We start from the raw sequence: 17,365 nt of genomic DNA, 5'->3' as shown, positions 1-17,365 counted from the left end.
AATTTTTGAGAAAACCCCCGTTCCATTCGGAACGGGGGTTTTCTGCGTTTAGGCTCGGTGTCATGCGCTACGACCTCGTCATCTTCGACAACGACGGTGTTCTCGTCGACAGTGAGCCGATTTCCAATCGGCATCTCGCGGCGTATCTGACGGAGCTCGGCCACCCGACCTCCTACGAGGACTCCATCCGTGACTACATGGGCTCCGCCATGCACCGGATCCACGACCTCGTCCTGGAACGGACCGGGCGGCGGTTGCCGGAGGACTTCGACGACGTCTTCCATGCGCGGGTGTTCGCCGCGTTCGAACGGGAGTTGCAGCCGGTGGCCGGCGTGGCGGGCGTACTGGAGAAGCTGGCGGCGGACGGAGTGCCGTACTGCGTGGCGTCCTCCGGGAGTCATGAGCGGATCCGGGTGGGGCATCGGGCGACCGGGCTCGACCGGTGGTTCGCGGACGAGCAGCTCTTCAGTTCGCAGGATGTGGGGCGGGGGAAGCCGGCGCCGGATCTGTTCCTCTACGCCGCCGAGCGGATGGGGGTCGAGCCCGGGCGGTGTGTGGTGGTCGAGGACAGTCCGCTGGGCGTGCAGGCCGCTGTCGCGGCCGGGATGGACGTGTACGGCTTCACCGCCATGACGCCTGCCGCCAAGCTGGCGGGGGCCAACCAACTCTTCTCCGACATGGGGGAGTTGGCTGACCTGCTCGTCTGACATTTGTCATGCCGAGGTCCGGACGATCGTTTCTGTTGGCACCCCCTCGCCGGACGAGAAGCTGAGGGCATGACGACGAAGACGAACTCGAAGCGCGCGAACCTGGCTCCCCTGATCGTGGACGTGGCTGTGCCGATCGGGGCGTACTACCTGCTCAAGGACGGGCTCGGGACGAGCACGCTGACGGCGCTGGGCCTCAGCAGTGTCGTGCCCGCGGTGCGGACCGGCTGGAGCGTGGTGAAGGAGCGCGCGGTCAACGGCCTCGCCGCGCTCATCCTCGTCGTCAACGTCGTGGGGCTGCTGCTCAGCCTCGTCGCCGGCGACCCGCGGCTGATGCTCGCCAAGGACAGCGGGGTCAGCAGTGTGATCGGGATCGGCATCCTCGTCTCCGTCGCGCTCGGGAGGCCGATGATGACCGCGGGGATGAAGCCCTGGCTGGTGAAGGGGATCGCTGAGCGAGAGGCCGCCTGGGCGCGGCTCCAGGACGGGTCGGCGGACTTCCGGCGGGCCGAGCGGCGGTTCTCCGTGGTGTGGGGGGTCGTTCTGCTCGCGGAGTGTGTGCTGCGGGTCGTGGGGGCCTACACGCTGCCCGTGGACACGATGGTCTGGCTCGGGTCCGTCGTCATGGTCGTGGCGATGGCTGTGGCCTTCCTGGTCAGCGGGGCCGTGGGCGCCGGACCCATGGCCCGGATGCTGTGCGCCGAGACGAAGGCGGGGGCCGTATCGAGGCCCGAGGTGGCCCTCGCCCGATAAAGATGAGGGAAATTCATCTTTGGCTGGATCTACCCACGAGTACGCCGGGGCCCTACGCTCGCCGCCATGACAGATGTGCTGCGGCGCGGTAGGGCCTCGCTGGCGTTCAGCTTCTTCGCGCAAGGTGTCGCCTTTGCTCTGCTGGTGACGCGGATCCCCGCCATCCAGGACCGGTACGGCGTCTCCGACGCGCTGCTGCCGGCTTTCCTGGCCGCCGTGCCGATCCTTGCCGGGGTCGGGAGCGTCTCGACCGAGCACCTGGTGAAGCGGATCCCGCCCAGCCGGCTGCTGCGGTTCGCCCAGCCGGTCGTGCTCCTGGCGCTGCTCGGGGTAGGGGCCGGGGACTCGACGCTCGAGTTGGGGTTCTCGCTCGGCGCCTTCGGGCTCGCCGTGGGCATGCTCGACGCGTCCATGAACATGCTCGGGGTGAGCCTGCAGCGGGCGTACGGGCGCAGCATCATGCTGAGCTTCCACGCGGTGTTCAGTCTCGGCGGGATAGCCGGGGCCTCGCTCGCCTGGGTGGGGGCGCACTGGCATCTCGCGCTGTTCGTGTCCTATCTGCCGGTCGTGGTGGTGCTGCTGCCGCTGTGCCTGGTGGGGAGTCGGTGGTACGTCGACGCGGACGCCACCGTCGTGGAGGAGAAGCCTCAGGGCGGCCAGACGGTCGCCTTCAAGCTGCTGCTGCCGCTGTGTCTGGTGATGACCTTCGCGTATATCGGCGACTCCACCGTCTCCAACTGGAGCGCGAAGTATCTGGATGACGTGCTGGGGAGCTCGGAGCAGCTGGCCACCGTGCCGTACAACGTGTACATGGTGACCACGCTGATCGGGCGGACCATCGGGGACTTCGGGGTGCGGCGGTTCGGGGCCGCGACGGTCGTACGACTGGGGTCGGTGGTGGCAGCCGGAGGGTTCGCGGTGGTGGCCGTGGCGCCCGGACCGTGGGTCGGGATGCTCGGGTTCACGCTGCTGGGGCTGGGGTTGTGTGTGCTGGTGCCGCAGACCTTCGCGGCGGCGGGGCGGTTGTTCCCGGGAGCCTCGGACGCTGCGGTCGCTCGGCTCAATGTCTTCAATTACGTGGGGTTTCTGGTCGGTTCGCCGTTGGTGGGGGCCCTGGGGGATGCGTGGAGCTATCGCGGGGCCATGCTGGTGCCGATGGTGTTGGTGCTGGTGACGCTCGTGTACGCCAAGTCGTTCGCGGCTCAACCGGACCGATACGGTGGCGGGCATGAGCGGCCGCGCACAGCTGATGTGGGACGAGGCAGTAACGGGCTATGACTTCGGTCCGGACCATCCGATGGATCCGGTCCGGCTCGACCTGACCCGGCGCCTGGTGGACGCCTTCGGGCTGGACCGGGACGTGGAGGTCGTGTCCGCGAAGGCGGCGGGCGAGTCGACCTTGCGGCTCGTGCACCGGGAGGACTACGTCGAGGCCGTGAAGGCGGCTTCCGTGGACCCGGGGGCGGCCGACCAGTCGTACGGGCTGGGGACGATGGATGATCCGGCCTTCGAGCGGATGCACGAGGTGTCCGCGCTGATCGCCGGGCAGTCGGTGGGGGCGGCGGAGGCCGTCTGGCGGGGGGAGGCCCTGCACGCGGTGAACTTCGCGGGCGGGCTGCACCACGCGATGCCCGGCGGTGCCTCGGGATTCTGTATCTACAACGACGCCTCGCTCGCCATCGCGCGGCTGCTGGAGTTGGGGGCCGAGCGGGTCGCCTATGTGGATGTCGACGTGCATCACGGGGACGGGGTGCAGGCGGCGTTCTGGGAGGATCCCCGGGTTCTGACGATCTCGCTGCACGAGCATCCTCGGACGTTGTTTCCGCAGACCGGGTGGCCGGAGGAGACGGGGGCGGACTCGGCCGAGGGCAGCGCCGTGAATGTGGCGTTGCCGGCGGGGACGGGGGACGCGGGGTGGCTGCGGGCGTTCCATGCGGTGGTGCCGGAGCTGATCGCCGACTTCCGGCCGGATGTGCTGGTGACGCAGCATGGGGCGGACACGCACTTCGAGGATCCGCTGGCCCATCTCGCGGTGTCGTTGGATGCGCAGCGGGCTGTGCAGGTGGCGTGTCATGAGCTGGCGCACGAGTACGCCGGGGGGAAGTGGATCGCGCTCGGGGGCGGGGGGTACGCCGTGGTGGATGTCGTACCCCGGTCCTGGACCCACCTGGTGGGGATCGCTGCGGGGCGGCCGGTCGAGCCCGAGGCGGTGATTCCCGAGGGGTGGCGGCAGGAAGTGTTCGCCCGGACCCGGCAGTTGGCGCCGGCGCGGATGACGGACGGCCGGTGGCCGGTGGCCTATGCGGAGTGGGATGCGGGGTACGACCCCGCGGATCGGCTGGACCAGGCGGTGCTGGCCACTCGGCGGGCGGTGTTCCCGTTGCGGGGGTTGCTGGCGTAGCAGGTCACGACTGACCGCAGCTGTGCGGGCCCGTTACGCCAACTGTGCGGTGTTTCCCTGTTCCCATCCCCTCCTCCGAGCCCGTCCGCCACCATCACTCAGGTGTTGAGCACCGGTGCCCTCCGCGCCCATCTGCTGGCCGCTCGTCTGGCCGGGCCCGTGGCCACCTCCCGGGAGCGGAGTCTGCGGAGTTACCGGTTGTTCGCGGCTCGGGATCCAAGGGGGCTGATCGGGATCGATCCCGAGTGGTCGTGGAACGAGCGGGATCTGATCGGTCTCATGGCCGACAAGTGCGGAGTTTCGGGCGATCCGCGGCACACAAGTGGACATGACGTGATCGATCCTGAGCGAACCCTCGTCGCGCTCGACGCCTTCGCGGGACGGCTCGAGGCAGTTGCCCAGCGCAAGGGGGTCGTGCTCCTCGGCACCGGCCATCCGCACCGACTGCTCGGCTTCTACGCCGCCATCGCGGACGCCCTCTCGGCGGCGGGATGTGCCGTCCTCACCCCTGCGCATGGTCACTGTGTCGACATAACGACCCGGTTCGGTCTACGCACGTACAACCTTGACTACGTACGAGGAGTCGCGCTCGTGCGGGAACCCGACGCGGAGCGCTCCGGTGGTGAGACCGGCGCACACTCGCACTCACCGCTGCCGGTTCGTACCGTGCTGGCGGCCGCGGCCGAGAGCGGCGGGCCGCTCCCCGAGCTCGTGGTCGGGGACCACGGTTGGGTCTGCGGAGCAGGTCAGCTGGGGTTTGAGGCCATTGGGCTGGCGGATACGGATGACCCCGCGCTCTTTGTGGGGGAGGCCGAGGGGGCCGTGTCCGTCGTCGTTCCACTTGATGACGCTGTGCGGTCTGATTACTACCTGCCGCTGACCCGCTACGTACTCAATCGAGCGTGTCTGTCACAGTAGGCCGCCGATGGGTGCACCTCTTCCCCACTTGCATCACCCGCCCCTACATTGGGGAGTGAGCACGCAGCGACGAAGAGTCACCGGAAGGGGAAGCCGGTGGCCGTCGAGTGCGGAAGGTTCAGGTGTGTCATGGCTGCTGAACAGAGGCCTCTGAGCGAGGTTCAGTTCCTTACCGTGGCGGAAGTCGCCTCGGTGATGCGAGTGTCGAAGATGACCGTGTACCGACTGGTGCACAGCGGTCATCTGCCCGCGATCAGGGTGGGGCGGTCCTTCCGCGTCCCCGAGAACGCGGTTCACGAGTACCTCCGCGAGAGCTATGTGGGGGTGGAGACGGCCTGACGACAAGGGACTCGGGGAGGTCTCAAGGGGGCCTCAGGGCACTCGTGGACCCCTGCCTGATCTCCCCGGTTCACCTCGATTACGACCTCAGCGCTCGGGCGGGTAGGCTAGCCCGTCGAAGGTCGTATGGGCCCATGGCGCCCAGCACCGAGTGATGAGAAGTGAGCGAGGGTAGTCGTGGGCTCTGTTATCAAGAAGCGGCGCAAGCGGATGGCCAAGAAGAAGCACCGCAAGCTGCTCAAGCGCACGCGCGTTCAGCGTCGCAACAAGAAGTAGGCGACGCCGCGGAAGCGTGTTTTGTGGCCCCCCACCCAATGCCGGTGGGGGGCCATACGCGTGTCAGGACGTGCGCATGGGCTGAATGTCGTCACTTCGCGCAGTGGGCAGTCATCACAGCGCAACATCGACCCGCTAAGTTGGCGGCACACGGGGAACGCGGCACAGGACCGGTGCCGTATCAGGGCGGCACCAGGGCTGGACCACGGCTGGAAGGAAGGCGCTGATCTTGGGAAAGGTCGTGCTCGTGACCGGAGTGGCCCGACAGCTGGGGGGCCGGTTCGTACGACGCATCCAGCGTGACCCGCAAGTGGACCGGGTGATCGCCGTGGACGCGGTGGCGCCGGAGCATCATCTGGGCGGTGCCGACTTCGTCCAGGCGGACATCAGGCAGCCCGGCATCGCGCGGGTACTGGCCGAGACGGCCGCCGACACCGTCGTACACCTGGATGTGACGGCGATGGCGCTCGGCAGCGGGAGCCGGACCACGGTCAAGGAGACCAACGTCATCGGCACCATGCAGCTGCTCGGGGCCTGTCAGAAGTCGCCGAACGTCAAGCGGCTCGTGGTGAAGTCCAGTACGAACGTGTACGGCTCGGCGCCGCGTGATCCCGCCGTGTTCACGGAGACCACGCCGCCCAAGTCCCTGCCGTCCGGTGGCTTCGCCAAGGACACCGTCGAGGTCGAGGGGTATGTGCGGGGCTTCGCGCGGCGGCGGCCGGACGTGGCCGTGTGTGTGCTGAGATTCGCCAACATCCTGGGGCCGACGGCGGACACCCCGCTCGCCTCGTACTTCACGCTCCCGGTGCTGCCGACCGTGTTCGGGTACGACCCCCGGCTGCAGTTCGTGCACGAGGACGATGTGATCGAGGTGCTCAGGATCGCCTCGCACGAACCGGAGCGGGGCACGCTCAACAGCGGCACCTTCAACATCGCGGGCGACGGGGTCCTGTTGCTGTCGCAGTGTTCCCGGCGGCTCGGGAGGCCCACCGTGCCCCTGCTGCTGCCCGCCGTCACCTGGGCCGGGTCGCTGGTGCGGACGCTCGGCATGACGGACTTCTCGCCCGAGCAGATCCGGCTGCTCACCCACGGCCGGGTCGTGTCGACGGTCCAGATGCGTGAGACGCTCGGATTCCGGCCGAAGTACACGACGGCGGAGACCTTCGCGGAGTTCGCGCGCAGCCAGGGACCGGGGCTGCTGCCGCCGGAGGCCCTCGCGGGGGCCGTCGACAGGATCGCCGCGCTGCCCCTCGCGGGCGGCGGCCACCCCCCGACGCAGAGCGCCAACTGAGGAGCGCATCAACGATGGCGGACGCCAAGGTCATTCCGTTCGACGACGACCGGTCCCGCGCAGGCGCCGTACAGCGGCCGGCGCGGCGCCGTAGTGCGGGGAGCCGGCGCAAGGGCTCCGAGCCCGCGCTGGTCCGTGAGGTCCAGCCCCTGCCCAGCAGGGCCTCCGCGCAGGATGATGTTCCTGTGACGCGTGAGGAAGAGCCGCCGCAGCAGGCGAACGACGAGGGCGGCCTCGAGCGGCGGATCGCCGGAGGCCTCAGCTTCCTGCGCCGCCGGCTCACCGGGGACTACGAGGTCGACGACTTCGGCTACGACGAGGAACTGACCGACCAGGTCCTGATGTCCCTGCTGCGGCCGGTGTACGAGAAGTACTTCCGGGTCGAGGTGAAGGGCGTCGAGAACATCCCGGCGGAGGGTGGCGCGCTGATCGTCGCCAACCACTCCGGGACGCTGCCGCTGGACGGCCTGATGATGCAGGTCGCCGTCCACGATCAGCACCCCGCGAACCGGCACCTGCGGCTGCTGGCGGCGGACCTGGTCTTCATGCTGCCGGTGGTCAACGAACTCGCCCGCAAGGCCGGTCACACCCTCGCCTGCGCGGAGGACGCCGAGCGGTTGCTGGGGCGCGGTGAGCTGGTCGGTGTGATGCCGGAGGGCTTCAAGGGCATCGGCAAGCCGTTCAGCGAGCGCTACAAGCTCCAGCGCTTCGGCCGGGGCGGGTTCGTCTCCACGGCCCTGCGCCAGCGCACCCCGATCATTCCGTGCTCGATCGTGGGCGCGGAGGAGATCTACCCGATGATCGGCAACGCGAAGACGTTGGCCCGTCTGCTGGGGTTCCCGTACTTCCCGCTGACGCCGACCTTCCCCTGGCTGGGTCCCCTTGGCGCGGTTCCGCTGCCGACGAAGTGGACGATCCAGTTCGGCGAGCCGATCCTCACGGACGGCTATCCGCCGGAGGCCGCGGAGGATCCGATGCTGATGTTCAACCTGACCGACCAGGTCAGGGAACAGATCCAGCACACGCTGTACAAGTTGCTGGTGCAGCGGCGGTCGGTGTTCTTCTGAGTCCTCCGGGTGTGGAGCCGACGGACGGAGTCCGGCGCAGCCGTGCGAAGCCCGCGGAGCGGTGCGAGGGCGGCCGTGTGGATCGGTCGTTGGCCCGTCTGCTGGGGTTCCCGTACTTCTCGCTGACGCCGACTGTCCCCTGGCTGGGTCCCCTTGGCGCGGTTCCGCTGCCGACGAAGTGGACGATCCAGTTCGGCGAGCCGATCCTCACGGACGGCTATCCGCCGGAGGCCGCGGAGGATCCGATGCTGATGTTCAGCAAGGTGCTGGTGCAGCGGCGGTCGGTGTTCTTCTGATCTTTTCTGTCGTACGACGACGGGGGGCGCCCTTCCCACGAAGGGCGCCCCCCGTCGTCGTACCGGAGGAGCTAGTTCGAGTTCTCGCCGTCGATTCCCAGGCCGGGCAGGAGGCCCGGGAGGAGGGGCGGGAGGGTGACGTCCGGGTCGGACGACGGGGCGGGGGAGGTCGGGGTGGCGGTGCCGGTGGCCTTCGGCGGGTCGAGGAGGCCACCGGTGTTGCCGCCGAGCAGGCCGTCGTCCTCACCGGTGGACGTGGCCGACTTGCTCGGGCTGCTGCCGCCGCTGTGCTCGGAGGAGCCGCCGGTGCCCGGAGCCGTGGACCGGCCGGAACCGGTCGAGGCGTCGGCGGACGCCGTCCCGGAGCGCTGCCGCTGACCCGAGCCACCGCCGCGGGCGGGGGGTTCGGGCAGGAGGGACTGCAGCGGGGCGACCTCTTCGTCTATGGCGTCGAAGACCGACGACACCTGGTTGCTGACATCGCCGAGCTGCACGGGCAGCCGCTCGCGGAGCGCGCCCCAGGCCTCGCGGTGCGAGCGCGAGAAGCTGGAGAGGGCCTGGATGGGGCCCAGGGAGTTCGGGTCGCGGTCGTACGCCTCGTGCAGCAGGCGGTGGCCTTCGGCGGCGTCGTGCTGCATGCCGGACAGGGCGCGGCGGATCTCGCTCAGGGACTCGTGGTCGAGGTGACCGCCCCGGCCGCGCTCCATCAGGCGGCGGGCCTCGCTCAGCCGGGTGGAGGCCTGGTCGAGGTAGGCGACACCGCGCTCGTCGTCACCGTCGGACAGGTAGCTGAGCTTGAAGTCCTCGATGCCGCGCTTGAGGCCGTACAGCGAGTCCCCGGGCAGGGCGTCCGAGCTGGCCGCGGCCACTCCGCCGAAGGCTCCGGCGGCGACTCCGACGCTCAGGCCGCCCGCGGCCAGGCCCTTGGTGAGCCGGGAACGCGGTCGCAGTTTCCCGAGCGGACTGGCCCGGTGGGCGGCTCCCGCCCGATGGGACCGTTGCTCGGGCACCGCGGTTTCCATCCCGTCGCCCTCCAGCAGCATGGCCTCCATCGCGGCCACGAGCTGGGCTCGCTGGACGACCTTGACCTCAGGGTCCAGCTCAGGCCTGGGCAGCTCGCCAAGACACTCCGCGAGGGTCAACAGGCGGTCCTGCCCGGTGTGTTCCCCAGCGGCCGGCTGGTGTCCTTCGGACTGCTCGGCCGCCGGGTCCCGGTCGGACTGCTCCTCCAGGGCCTGGGCGAAGGCGTTCGCCCGCCGGTGCGCCGATACGTTCGCGATCACTGGCGGCACCTCCTCTCGTCATGACGGTCGACTCCCCAGGGGGTCCTGAGGGTTGCACACCCTGACCACAAGCACACGATCGAGTGATCGAAGTCGGCCAGGGAGTGACCACAGGGAGCCTGCATCCCGCACAACGAGCGGCGTGGCACTTGGGTTACGGACTGCGGATGATCGGATCGGGAAGGCAACGGTCTTTCACCGAGAGCGAGTTGGCGGTTACCGGGCGTGCGCTCTCAGCGGACGTCGTCCGGGAGGAGACGCGCCAGTGTGCGTACGGCCCGGTACTGGAGGGTCTTGATGGCGCCTTCGTTCTTGCCCATCACCCGGGCGGTCTCGGCGACGGAGAGGCCCTGGAGGAAACGGAGGGTCACGCACTCCTGCTGCTGCGGGTTGAGCCGGCGGACGGCGTCCAGCAGCGCGGCGTTGGAGAGCGACTCCAGGACGGAGTCCTCGGGCGAGCGCTCGACCTCGTTGGCGTCGAGCATCTCGCCGGTGGTGACCTCGAGACGGAACCGGCTCGACTTGAAGTGGTCGGCGACGAGGTTGCGCGCGATGGTGACCAGCCAGGCGCCGAAGTCGCGGCCCTGCCAGGTGAACGTGCCGATTCTTCTGAGCGCGCGCAGGAATGTCTCGCTGGTCAGGTCCTCGGCGGTGGCCTTACCTCCTACCCGGTAATAGATGTACCGGTACACCGTGTCGCTGTACTGGTCGTACAGGCGGCCGAAGGCGTCGGCCTCGCCGGCCTGGGCGCGTTCGACCAGGTCCATCATGCGGGCGCTGTCGCTGTCCGCAGCCGGACGGCGGGCGGGGGCGGCGCCGGTCGAACGCCCTCGTCTGCCGACGGCCGCGGAACCGTCGGCCAGTGCGTAGCACGGGCCGATCGGTGCCGCGGCTGCGGCGAGGGCGGGGACGGCGTACGCGGTGGGGACGAAGCCGCGCAACAGGTCCAGGACCGTTGCGCGCAGCGTAGCCAGGCCCGAGGCGTCAACCCCGACGTGTGGGTACACGGGACTCCCAGAGGCAGAGCTTCCATCACGTGCAGTACGGGACCGTTCACCCGTCGTAGCGACGGAAGGGGTACCGGATTGCGTCTGAGGAGAATAACGCTTAGTGCAGGCCCTGCTACACCCAGTTGCTCTATTCATCGATTACGTCGCTTCTGTAACCGATTGGGAGCAGTTCAAGTGCCTGAGAGTGACCGGTTGTTGATCGAAAGCGGTCGTGTTCTGCCAGGGAACGGGGCGTGTTGTGGCCGTGTGCAGCCAATGTGCCTGCACACGGGGTTACGCCCGTAAAACCGGTGGATTGGCGTGTTCGCCCGGCTACCGGCGGCGTTTGTGCAGGGCGATCGCCGCCGCCGTACCGCCTGCCACCGCTCCCACGCCGGCCGCCGCCGGGATGCCGACCTTCGCCGCCTTGCGGCCCGTGCGGTAGTCACGCAGGCGCCAGTCCAGTTGACGGGCGTGCTTGCGGAGCTTGGTGTCCGGGTTGATCGCGTAGGGGTGGCCGACCAGCGAGAGCATCGGGATGTCGTTGTGGCTGTCGCTGTACGCCGCGCAGCGCGACAGGTCGAGGCCCTCCGCCGCTGCCAGGGCCCGGACCGCCTCCGCCTTCGCGGGGCCGTGGAGGGGTTCGCCCACGAGCTTGCCCGTGTAGACGCCGTCCACCGACTCCGCCACGGTGCCGAGGGCGCCGGTGAGGCCGAGGCGGCGGGCGATCACCTGGGCGATCTCCACCGGGGCCGCTGTGACCAGCCACACCTTCTGGCCGGCGTCCAGGTGCGCCTGTGCGAGCGCGCGGGTGCCCGGCCAGATGCGCTCGGCCATGTACTCGTCGTAGATCTCCTCGCCGATCGACTGGAGCTCGGCGACGCGGTGGCCCTTGACGATCGACAGCGCGGAGTCCCGGGCCTCCTGCATGTGCTCCGGGTCCTCGACGCCGGCGAGGCGGAACCACGCCTGCTGCCAGGCGAACTTCGCGAGCTCGCGGGTCTCGAAGAACTTCCGTTTGTACAGGCCACGGCCGAAGTGGAAGAGGGCGGCGCCCTGCATCACCGTGTTGTCCAGGTCGAAGAAGGCGGCAGCCTTGTCGTCGCCCAGGACCGGGAACTGGGACTCCGGTTCCGTACCAGGGGTCTCCTCGACCTCCTGGGAGGACTTGCGCGCAGCCTCTGCCGAGGCCTCGCCTGCCAACACGCTCCGCGCCGTGGCGGAGCGCCTACGGGGAGTGAGCCATCCGAGAGCGGCCATGGCGTGAGCATAGCCAGTCTGTTCGGTGGTTCCGGAGTCGAGAGGTTCGAAGGGTGTGAACTCTCCGCGACCGTGTCGTTAAGCAAGGGCGAGAATGGCCCACATGAGTCCCATCTTTCGCCGCAGGACGGCCAGGCTTCCCGAGGAACGGCTCGTCACCCTCATCCGCAAGCCGGGCTGCCATCTGTGTGACGACGCCCAGTCCGTGATCGAGAAGGTGTGTGGAGATCTCGGGGTTCCGTGGGAGCGGAAGAGCATTGACGAGGATCCTCAACTCCACGATCAGTACTGGGAGCAGATCCCGGTGGTACTCGTCGACGGTGAACAGCACACCTTCTGGCGGGTGAACGAAGATCGCCTCCGCAAGGCCCTGACGGACTAGTCCAACTGGTCCGACAGGTCGCTTAGGATCGATGGCGACGTGGTCCTGGGGGCGGGATTGAAGAGGGAAGTGTGCCGTTTTGCCTCCGAGAGAGACGCGCGTGACCCCGGTCACGTTGGCCGGGCAAATCGGACACCATCTTTGTGCACGCGTTCACAAAGACATAGCCTGCTTTCGACGGGGCGGTCTGGGGACGCATGACCGCCTACAGCCCCGCTCTACCCGCAGGAGCACCGTGGCAACTGGCCGAACTCACCGACCGGCGACCCGTAGCCGAGGGATTCCCGAGGCCACCGTCGCCAGGCTTCCGCTGTATCTCCGAGCCCTGACCGCACTGTCGGAGCGCTCGGTACCCACGGTCTCCTCCGAGGAGCTCGCGGCCGCCGCGGGGGTCAATTCCGCGAAGCTGCGCAAGGACTTCTCCTACCTGGGTTCCTACGGAACGCGCGGTGTCGGCTACGACGTCGAGTATCTCGTCTACCAGATCTCCCGCGAACTCGGCCTGACCCAGGACTGGCCGGTTGTGATCGTCGGTATCGGTAATCTCGGCGCCGCTCTCGCCAACTACGGCGGCTTCGCGTCCCGTGGATTCCGTGTCGCGGCGCTGATCGACGCCGATCCCGCGATGGCCGGCAAGCCCGTCGCGGGCATTCCGGTGCAGCACTCGGACGACCTGGAAAAAATCATCGAGGACAACGGCGTGTCCATCGGTGTCATCGCCACCCCCGCCGGTGCCGCCCAGCCGGTCTGCGACCGGCTCGTGGCCGCCGGGGTCACGTCCATCCTGAACTTCGCGCCGACCGTGCTGTCCGTGCCCGACGGCGTCGACGTGCGCAAGGTCGACCTCTCCATCGAGCTGCAGATCCTCGCCTTCCACGAGCAGCGCAAGGCCGGTGAGGAGGCCGCCGCCGCTGCCGACGGCGCCGGTCCGGTCGTCGCCGGCCGCAGCGACTCCGCCGACAAGGGACCCGACGGGGACGTACCCGCCGTGATGCCGGCATGAGTCTCCTCGTCGTCGGGCTGAGCCACCGCAGCGCGCCGGTCAGCGTGCTCGAGCGGGCGGCTCTCCATGCCGATGCGCAGGTGAAGCTGGTCCAGGACACGGTCGCCGCCGACCCGGCCACGGAGGCCGCGGTGCTGGCCACCTGCAACCGGATCGAGCTGTACGCCGACGTGGACAAGTTCCACGCCGGGGTGGCCGAGCTGTCCACGCTGCTCGCGCAGCACAGTGGGGTGGGGCTCGACGAGCTCACTCCGTATCTCTACGTGCACTACGAGGACCGGGCCGTTCATCACCTCTTCTCCGTGGCCTGTGGGCTGGACTCCATGGTCGTCGGGGAGGGGCAGATCCTCGGCCAGATAAAGGACTCGCTGGCGCGGGCTCAGGAGCTGCACACGGCCGGACGGCTGCTCAACGACCTGTTCCAACAGGCGCTGCGGGTCGGGAAGCGGGCCCACTCCGAGACCGGGATCGACCGGGCGGGGCAGTCGCTGGTCACGTTCGGGCTGGAGCAACTGGCTCTCGGCGCGGAGGTGTCGGACTGGGCGCGAGGGAAGAAGGCGCTGGTCATCGGGGCCGGGTCGATGTCCTCGCTGGCCGCGGCGACGCTGGCGCGGGTCGGGGTCAGGGAGATCGTCGTCGCCAACCGGACGGCTGACCGGGCCGAGCGGCTCGCGGAGATTCTCAATGAAGGCGGGGACGTGTCCGCCCGCGCGGTACCGATGGATTCGGTGTCGGACGAGCTGACACGTGCAGATGTCGTGGTGTCCTGTACGGGAGCCACCGGGCTCGTACTCAGTGCCGAGGCTGTCGCCGCGGCACGGGGGTCGGTCGCACCACTCGGCGTTGACGAGGTGCCGCCCTTCCGTGAGTCGGGATCCGCCCCGGCGGCACGACAGCCCGCAGGCTCCGCGACGGACGAGAACTGTCCGCTCGACCTGGCTCCCATACAGGCCACCCCCGGTTTCTCCGTGCTCGGTGAGGCCGCTGTCGCCGGAATGGCCGCCTCCGAGCTGGAGCAGCACGCCGCGTGGGTGGACAACGCGCCGCGGCCGCAGAGTTCCGGGTCGGTCGCGACCGTGCTCGATCCCGCCGAGGAAGCCGAGGCCATCGCGGCGCTCGCGGCCACCGCCGCCGTCATCGGGCGAGTGCCCGAGCGGCGCAGGCCCGAGCCCGTCGCCGAGATTCCGCGGCCCACCCCCTCGCTCTTCCTGCTCGACCTCGCCATGCCCCGGGACATCGACGCCGCCGTGCACCGCCTGGGCGGGGTGCGGCTCGTCGACATCGAGTCCCTCGCCGACGCTTCGGCGGACGCTCCCATGGCGGCCGACGTCGACCAGGTCCGTCGTATCGTGGCCGACGAGGTCGCCGCCTTCGGGGCCGCGCTCAGGGCCGCGCACATCACGCCGACCGTCGTCGCGCTGCGGTCCATGGCCGCCGACGTCGTCGCCGGTGAGATCGCCCGGCTCGACGGGCGGCTGCCGGGACTCGACGACAAGCAGCGCGGTGAGATCACGCAGACCGTGCGGCGCGTGGTCGACAAGCTGCTGCACGCGCCGACCGTACGGGTCAAGCAACTCGCGGCCGAGCCCGGCGGTGCCGGGTACGCGGACGCGTTGCGGACTTTGTTCGACCTCGACCCCGAGACGGTGGCCGCCGTCTCCCGCGCCGAGGACAGCACCACCGATGAGAAAGACCGAGGCTCGTCATGAGTACCAAGGCGCTACGACTGGGGACCAGGCGGAGCAAACTCGCCATGTCCCAGTCGCGGCAGGTGGCGGACGCCGTGAGCCAGGTGACCGGGCAGCCCGTCGAGCTCGTGGAGATCACCACGTACGGCGATGTGTCCAAGGAGGCGCTCGCGCAGATCGGCGGCACCGGCGTCTTCGTGACCGCGCTGCGCGAAGCCCTGCTCAAGGGCGAGGTCGACTTCGCGGTGCACTCGCTCAAGGACCTGCCCACCGGGCAGCCGGACGAGCTGGTGTTGGCCGCGATACCCGAGCGCGAGGACCCGCGGGACGTCATCGTCGCCCGGGATGCCCTGAAGTTCACCGACCTGCCCCCCGGCGCCCGCATCGGTACCGGTTCCCCCCGGCGCACGGCGCAGCTGAACGCGTACGCCCGCGCACACGGACTTGATATCGAGACGGTTGCGATCCGGGGGAACATCGACACCCGCGTGCGGTTCGTGCGCGATGGTGAGCTTGATGCGGTGGTGCTGGCCGCGGCAGGGCTCACCCGCATCGGCCGTATCGACGAAGTGACCGATTTCCTCTCGGTCGACACAGTTTTGCCCGCTCCCGGCCAGGGAGCACTCGCGATCGAATGCACCGCGGACAACGCGGACCTGATCGCAGCGCTCGGCGAGCTCGACGACCCGTTCACGCGGGTCGCCGTGACCGCCGAACGGTCACTGCTCGCCGCCCTGGAGGCCGGCTGCTCCGCCCCTGTGGGCGCGCTGGCCGACCTGCTGGCCGACGGGCAGATTGTCAAGGAAATGCGCCTGCGGGGCGTCGTCGGCACGACCGACGGCTCTCGCACGGTGCAGTTGTCCACCACCGGTCCCGTGCCCGAGACGTACGACCAAGCAATGGCGCTCGGCCGTGAACTCGCGGCCGAGATGCTTGCCCAGGGCGCGGCCGGTCTGATGGGGGAGCGAGCACAGTGAGCCCCACCACTCTTCCCGCCGGTCCTGAACACGGGCACGTCACCTTCCTCGGTGCCGGACCCGGAGATCCGGGACTGCTGACTCTGCGCGCCGTCGAGGCGCTCACGAACGCGGACGTTCTCGTCGCCGGGCACGAAGTGCTCGACGTCGTACGCGTCCACGCTCGGTCGGGCGTCGCCGTCGTGGACACGGACACGGAGTCGCCTTCGACTCCGGTTCCGGGCACGGGCGCGCCCCAACTAACGATCGTTGACGGCTCGTCAACAACCGCAGCTGCCCCCGCTGTACGGGATGCCGCACATCTTGTCATGGAGGCCGCGAGGGGCGGCAGGCGGGTCGTACGTGCGGTGTCCGGGGACCCCGGGCTCGACGCGTACGCCGCCGAGGAGATGTTGGCCTGCGCCCGCGCGGGCGTCCCCTTCGAGGTCGTGCCCGGTGTCGCCGCCGCGGTCGGTGTACCCGCGTACGCCGGTGTGCCGCTGCGCGACGCCCAGGGCGCGGACGTGCGGTTCGTGGACGCGCGGACGGCCTCCGACCGGTGCTGGACGGAGGTGGGGGCGTCGGACGGGACCGTGGTCGTGTCGACGACCCTGGACTCCGTCGGTGCCGCCGCCGGGGAGCTGGTCGCGGCCGGGCGCAAGCCCGACACTCCGATGACGGTCACCGTCGCCGGTACGACCACCCGCCAGCGGACGTGGACGGCCACCCTGGGCACCATCGCCCAGACGCTCAAGCAGGCCAAGGTGCTGCCCTCGCCCGAGGGCGGGCGACCGGTGATAGTCGTGGTCGGTGAGCGTTCGGCCGCCGCGCAGCGCGACCAGCTGTCGTGGTTCGAGAACAAGCCGCTGTTCGGCTGGAAGGTTCTCGTGCCGCGTACGAAGGAGCAGGCGGCCTCGCTCTCCGACCAGCTGCGGTCCTACGGGGCCGTGCCGCACGAGGTGCCGACGATCGCCGTCGAGCCGCCGAGAACGCCCCAGCAGATGGAGCGGGCGGTCAAGGGACTCGTGACCGGACGCTACGAGTGGATCGCCTTCACCTCGGTCAACGCCGTCAAGGCCGTACGCGAGAAGTTCGAGGAGTACGGGCTCGACGCGCGTGCCTTCGCGGGGATCAAGGTCGCCGCGGTGGGCGAGCAGACGGCGAAGGCGCTGATCGCCTTCGGTGTGAAGCCCGATCTGGTGCCGAGCGGTGAGCAGTCGGCCGCGGGTCTTCTCGAGGACTGGCCGCCGTACGACCCGGTCTTCGACCCGATCGACCGGGTGTTCCTGCCGCGCGCCGACATCGCCACGGAGACTCTTGTCGCCGGGCTCATCGAGCTCGGGTGGGAGGTCGACGACGTCACCGCCTATCGGACCGTACGGGCCTCGCCGCCGCCGGCGGAGACGCGGGAGGCGATCAAGGGCGGTGGGTTCGACGCCGTTCTCTTCACGTCGTCGTCGACCGTGCGGAACCTGGTGGGCATCGCCGGGAAGCCGCACAACGTGACCGTGATCGCGTGCATCGGTCCCGCCACGGCCAAGACCGCCGAGGAGCACGGGCTGCGGGTGGATGTGATGGCTCCCGAGCCGTCCGTGCACAAGCTGGCCGAGGCCCTCGCCGACTTCGGGCTGAAGCGGCGGGCGGCGGCGGTCGAGGCCGGGGATCCGGTGACACGGCCGAGCGAGCGGCGGCCGGGGGCTCGGCGGCGGCGGTCGACGACCTGAGTGTTGCGGGGAGTGGTGTGGGTGCGCGGTGG

Annotated in this window: 18 protein-coding genes; 15 read left to right on the top strand and 3 right to left on the bottom strand. The window is 69.5% G+C overall.

Annotated features, from left to right (window positions below):
• Positions 1 to 62: 62 nt before the first annotated feature.
• The 10 genes from AQJ46_RS09535 to AQJ46_RS09495 all read left to right on the top strand — a co-directional run bounded on the left by AQJ46_RS09535 (position 63) and on the right by AQJ46_RS09495 (position 8,048).
• The gene (locus tag AQJ46_RS09535; protein ID WP_059205099.1) at positions 63 to 707 is read left to right on the top strand and encodes an HAD family hydrolase; all 645 of its coding nucleotides are present in this window, start codon (positions 63 to 65) and stop codon (positions 705 to 707) included.
• Between the two features lie 69 nt (positions 708 to 776).
• Complete coding sequence (locus AQJ46_RS09530; RefSeq protein WP_059205098.1) at positions 777 to 1,460, top strand: VC0807 family protein; 684 nt, start codon at positions 777 to 779, stop codon at positions 1,458 to 1,460.
• A 66-nt stretch (positions 1,461 to 1,526) separates the two neighbouring features.
• Positions 1,527 to 2,738, top strand: a complete 1,212-nt coding sequence (locus tag AQJ46_RS09525) for an MFS transporter (protein ID WP_057608131.1) — start codon at positions 1,527 to 1,529, stop codon at positions 2,736 to 2,738.
• Positions 2,689 to 3,861: an acetoin utilization protein AcuC gene (locus tag AQJ46_RS09520; protein ID WP_059205160.1), complete on the top strand. Its 1,173-nt coding sequence runs from the start codon at positions 2,689 to 2,691 to the stop codon at positions 3,859 to 3,861. The genes AQJ46_RS09525 and AQJ46_RS09520 overlap by 50 nt, the downstream gene beginning before the upstream one ends.
• Before the next feature lie 102 nt (positions 3,862 to 3,963).
• The gene (locus AQJ46_RS09515) at positions 3,964 to 4,779 is read left to right on the top strand and encodes a phosphatase (RefSeq protein WP_059205097.1); all 816 of its coding nucleotides are present in this window, start codon (positions 3,964 to 3,966) and stop codon (positions 4,777 to 4,779) included.
• Positions 4,780 to 4,908: 129 nt separating this feature from the next.
• Positions 4,909 to 5,118, top strand: a complete 210-nt coding sequence (locus tag AQJ46_RS09510) for a helix-turn-helix domain-containing protein (RefSeq protein WP_016437488.1) — start codon at positions 4,909 to 4,911, stop codon at positions 5,116 to 5,118.
• Positions 5,119 to 5,295: 177 nt separating this feature from the next.
• Positions 5,296 to 5,394 carry a 30S ribosomal protein bS22 gene (locus AQJ46_RS51980; RefSeq protein ID WP_003948845.1) on the top strand — a complete coding sequence of 33 codons (99 nt, stop codon included), beginning with the start codon at positions 5,296 to 5,298 and terminating at the stop codon, positions 5,392 to 5,394.
• A 229-nt stretch (positions 5,395 to 5,623) separates the two neighbouring features.
• Positions 5,624 to 6,685: an NAD-dependent epimerase/dehydratase family protein gene (locus AQJ46_RS09505; RefSeq protein WP_059205096.1), complete on the top strand. Its 1,062-nt coding sequence runs from the start codon at positions 5,624 to 5,626 to the stop codon at positions 6,683 to 6,685.
• Positions 6,686 to 6,699: 14 nt separating this feature from the next.
• Entirely contained in the window at positions 6,700 to 7,752 is a 1,053-nt protein-coding gene (locus tag AQJ46_RS09500; RefSeq protein WP_059205095.1) for a lysophospholipid acyltransferase family protein, read from the top strand.
• Positions 7,753 to 7,841: 89 nt separating this feature from the next.
• On the top strand, positions 7,842 to 8,048 hold the full coding sequence (locus AQJ46_RS09495; protein ID WP_059205094.1) for a hypothetical protein: 207 nt from the start codon (positions 7,842 to 7,844) through the stop codon (positions 8,046 to 8,048).
• A 71-nt stretch (positions 8,049 to 8,119) separates the two neighbouring features.
• Here AQJ46_RS09495 and AQJ46_RS09490 read toward each other — a convergent pair whose 3' ends face one another.
• The 3 genes from AQJ46_RS09490 to AQJ46_RS09480 all read right to left on the bottom strand — a co-directional run bounded on the left by AQJ46_RS09490 (position 8,120) and on the right by AQJ46_RS09480 (position 11,580).
• Entirely contained in the window at positions 8,120 to 9,331 is a 1,212-nt protein-coding gene (locus AQJ46_RS09490; protein ID WP_059205093.1) for a DUF5667 domain-containing protein, read from the bottom strand.
• A gap of 233 nt (positions 9,332 to 9,564) precedes the next feature.
• Positions 9,565 to 10,338, bottom strand: coding sequence for an ECF subfamily RNA polymerase sigma factor, BldN family (locus AQJ46_RS09485; protein WP_057608126.1), 774 nt, complete (start codon positions 10,336 to 10,338; stop codon positions 9,565 to 9,567).
• Positions 10,339 to 10,653: 315 nt separating this feature from the next.
• On the bottom strand, positions 10,654 to 11,580 hold the full coding sequence (locus tag AQJ46_RS09480; protein WP_059205092.1) for an HAD family hydrolase: 927 nt from the start codon (positions 11,578 to 11,580) through the stop codon (positions 10,654 to 10,656).
• 94 nt (positions 11,581 to 11,674) lie between these two features.
• Here AQJ46_RS09480 and AQJ46_RS09475 point away from each other — a divergent pair, with 94 nt between their 5' ends.
• The 5 genes from AQJ46_RS09475 to AQJ46_RS09455 all read left to right on the top strand — a co-directional run bounded on the left by AQJ46_RS09475 (position 11,675) and on the right by AQJ46_RS09455 (position 17,333).
• Positions 11,675 to 11,962: a glutaredoxin family protein gene (locus AQJ46_RS09475; protein ID WP_208616898.1), complete on the top strand. Its 288-nt coding sequence runs from the start codon at positions 11,675 to 11,677 to the stop codon at positions 11,960 to 11,962.
• Positions 11,963 to 12,197: 235 nt separating this feature from the next.
• A complete protein-coding gene (locus AQJ46_RS09470) occupies positions 12,198 to 12,965 on the top strand; it encodes a redox-sensing transcriptional repressor Rex (RefSeq protein ID WP_057608124.1) in 768 nt (255 codons plus the stop codon).
• Positions 12,962 to 14,674 carry a glutamyl-tRNA reductase gene (locus AQJ46_RS09465; RefSeq protein WP_059205090.1) on the top strand — a complete coding sequence of 571 codons (1,713 nt, stop codon included), beginning with the start codon at positions 12,962 to 12,964 and terminating at the stop codon, positions 14,672 to 14,674. The genes AQJ46_RS09470 and AQJ46_RS09465 overlap by 4 nt, the downstream gene beginning before the upstream one ends.
• Positions 14,671 to 15,630, top strand: a complete 960-nt coding sequence (gene hemC / locus AQJ46_RS09460; protein ID WP_079072192.1) for a hydroxymethylbilane synthase — start codon at positions 14,671 to 14,673, stop codon at positions 15,628 to 15,630. The genes AQJ46_RS09465 and hemC overlap by 4 nt, the downstream gene beginning before the upstream one ends.
• Positions 15,627 to 17,333 carry a bifunctional uroporphyrinogen-III C-methyltransferase/uroporphyrinogen-III synthase gene (locus AQJ46_RS09455; RefSeq protein ID WP_057608121.1) on the top strand — a complete coding sequence of 569 codons (1,707 nt, stop codon included), beginning with the start codon at positions 15,627 to 15,629 and terminating at the stop codon, positions 17,331 to 17,333. Before hemC ends, AQJ46_RS09455 begins: the two co-directional genes overlap by 4 nt.
• Positions 17,334 to 17,365: the final 32 nt, after the last annotated feature.

Origin of the sequence: Streptomyces canus (assembly GCF_001514145.1) — a bacterium.
Lineage (GTDB): Bacteria > Actinomycetota > Actinomycetes > Streptomycetales > Streptomycetaceae > Streptomyces > Streptomyces canus.
The sequence above is the reverse complement of the archived record's forward strand: the minus strand, read 5'-3'. Positions and strand labels throughout refer to the sequence as shown.

Bases quoted from the DNA above. Each gene is read 5' to 3' on its own strand.
- AQJ46_RS09535 (WP_059205099.1), top strand. From the start codon at position 63: ATGCGCTACGACCTCGTCATCTTCGACAACGACGGTGTTCTCGTCGAC.
- AQJ46_RS09530 (WP_059205098.1), top strand. From the start codon at position 777: ATGACGACGAAGACGAACTCGAAGCGCGCGAACCTGGCTCCCCTGATC.
- AQJ46_RS09525 (WP_057608131.1), top strand. From the start codon at position 1,527: ATGACAGATGTGCTGCGGCGCGGTAGGGCCTCGCTGGCGTTCAGCTTC.
- AQJ46_RS09520 (WP_059205160.1), top strand. From the start codon at position 2,689: ATGAGCGGCCGCGCACAGCTGATGTGGGACGAGGCAGTAACGGGCTAT.
- AQJ46_RS09510 (WP_016437488.1), top strand. From the start codon at position 4,909: ATGGCTGCTGAACAGAGGCCTCTGAGCGAGGTTCAGTTCCTTACCGTG.
- AQJ46_RS09500 (WP_059205095.1), top strand. From the start codon at position 6,700: ATGGCGGACGCCAAGGTCATTCCGTTCGACGACGACCGGTCCCGCGCA.
- AQJ46_RS09480 (WP_059205092.1), bottom strand. From the start codon at position 11,580: ATGGCCGCTCTCGGATGGCTCACTCCCCGTAGGCGCTCCGCCACGGCG.
- AQJ46_RS09475 (WP_208616898.1), top strand. From the start codon at position 11,675: ATGGCCCACATGAGTCCCATCTTTCGCCGCAGGACGGCCAGGCTTCCC.
- AQJ46_RS09465 (WP_059205090.1), top strand. From the start codon at position 12,962: ATGAGTCTCCTCGTCGTCGGGCTGAGCCACCGCAGCGCGCCGGTCAGC.
- hemC (WP_079072192.1), top strand. From the start codon at position 14,671: ATGAGTACCAAGGCGCTACGACTGGGGACCAGGCGGAGCAAACTCGCC.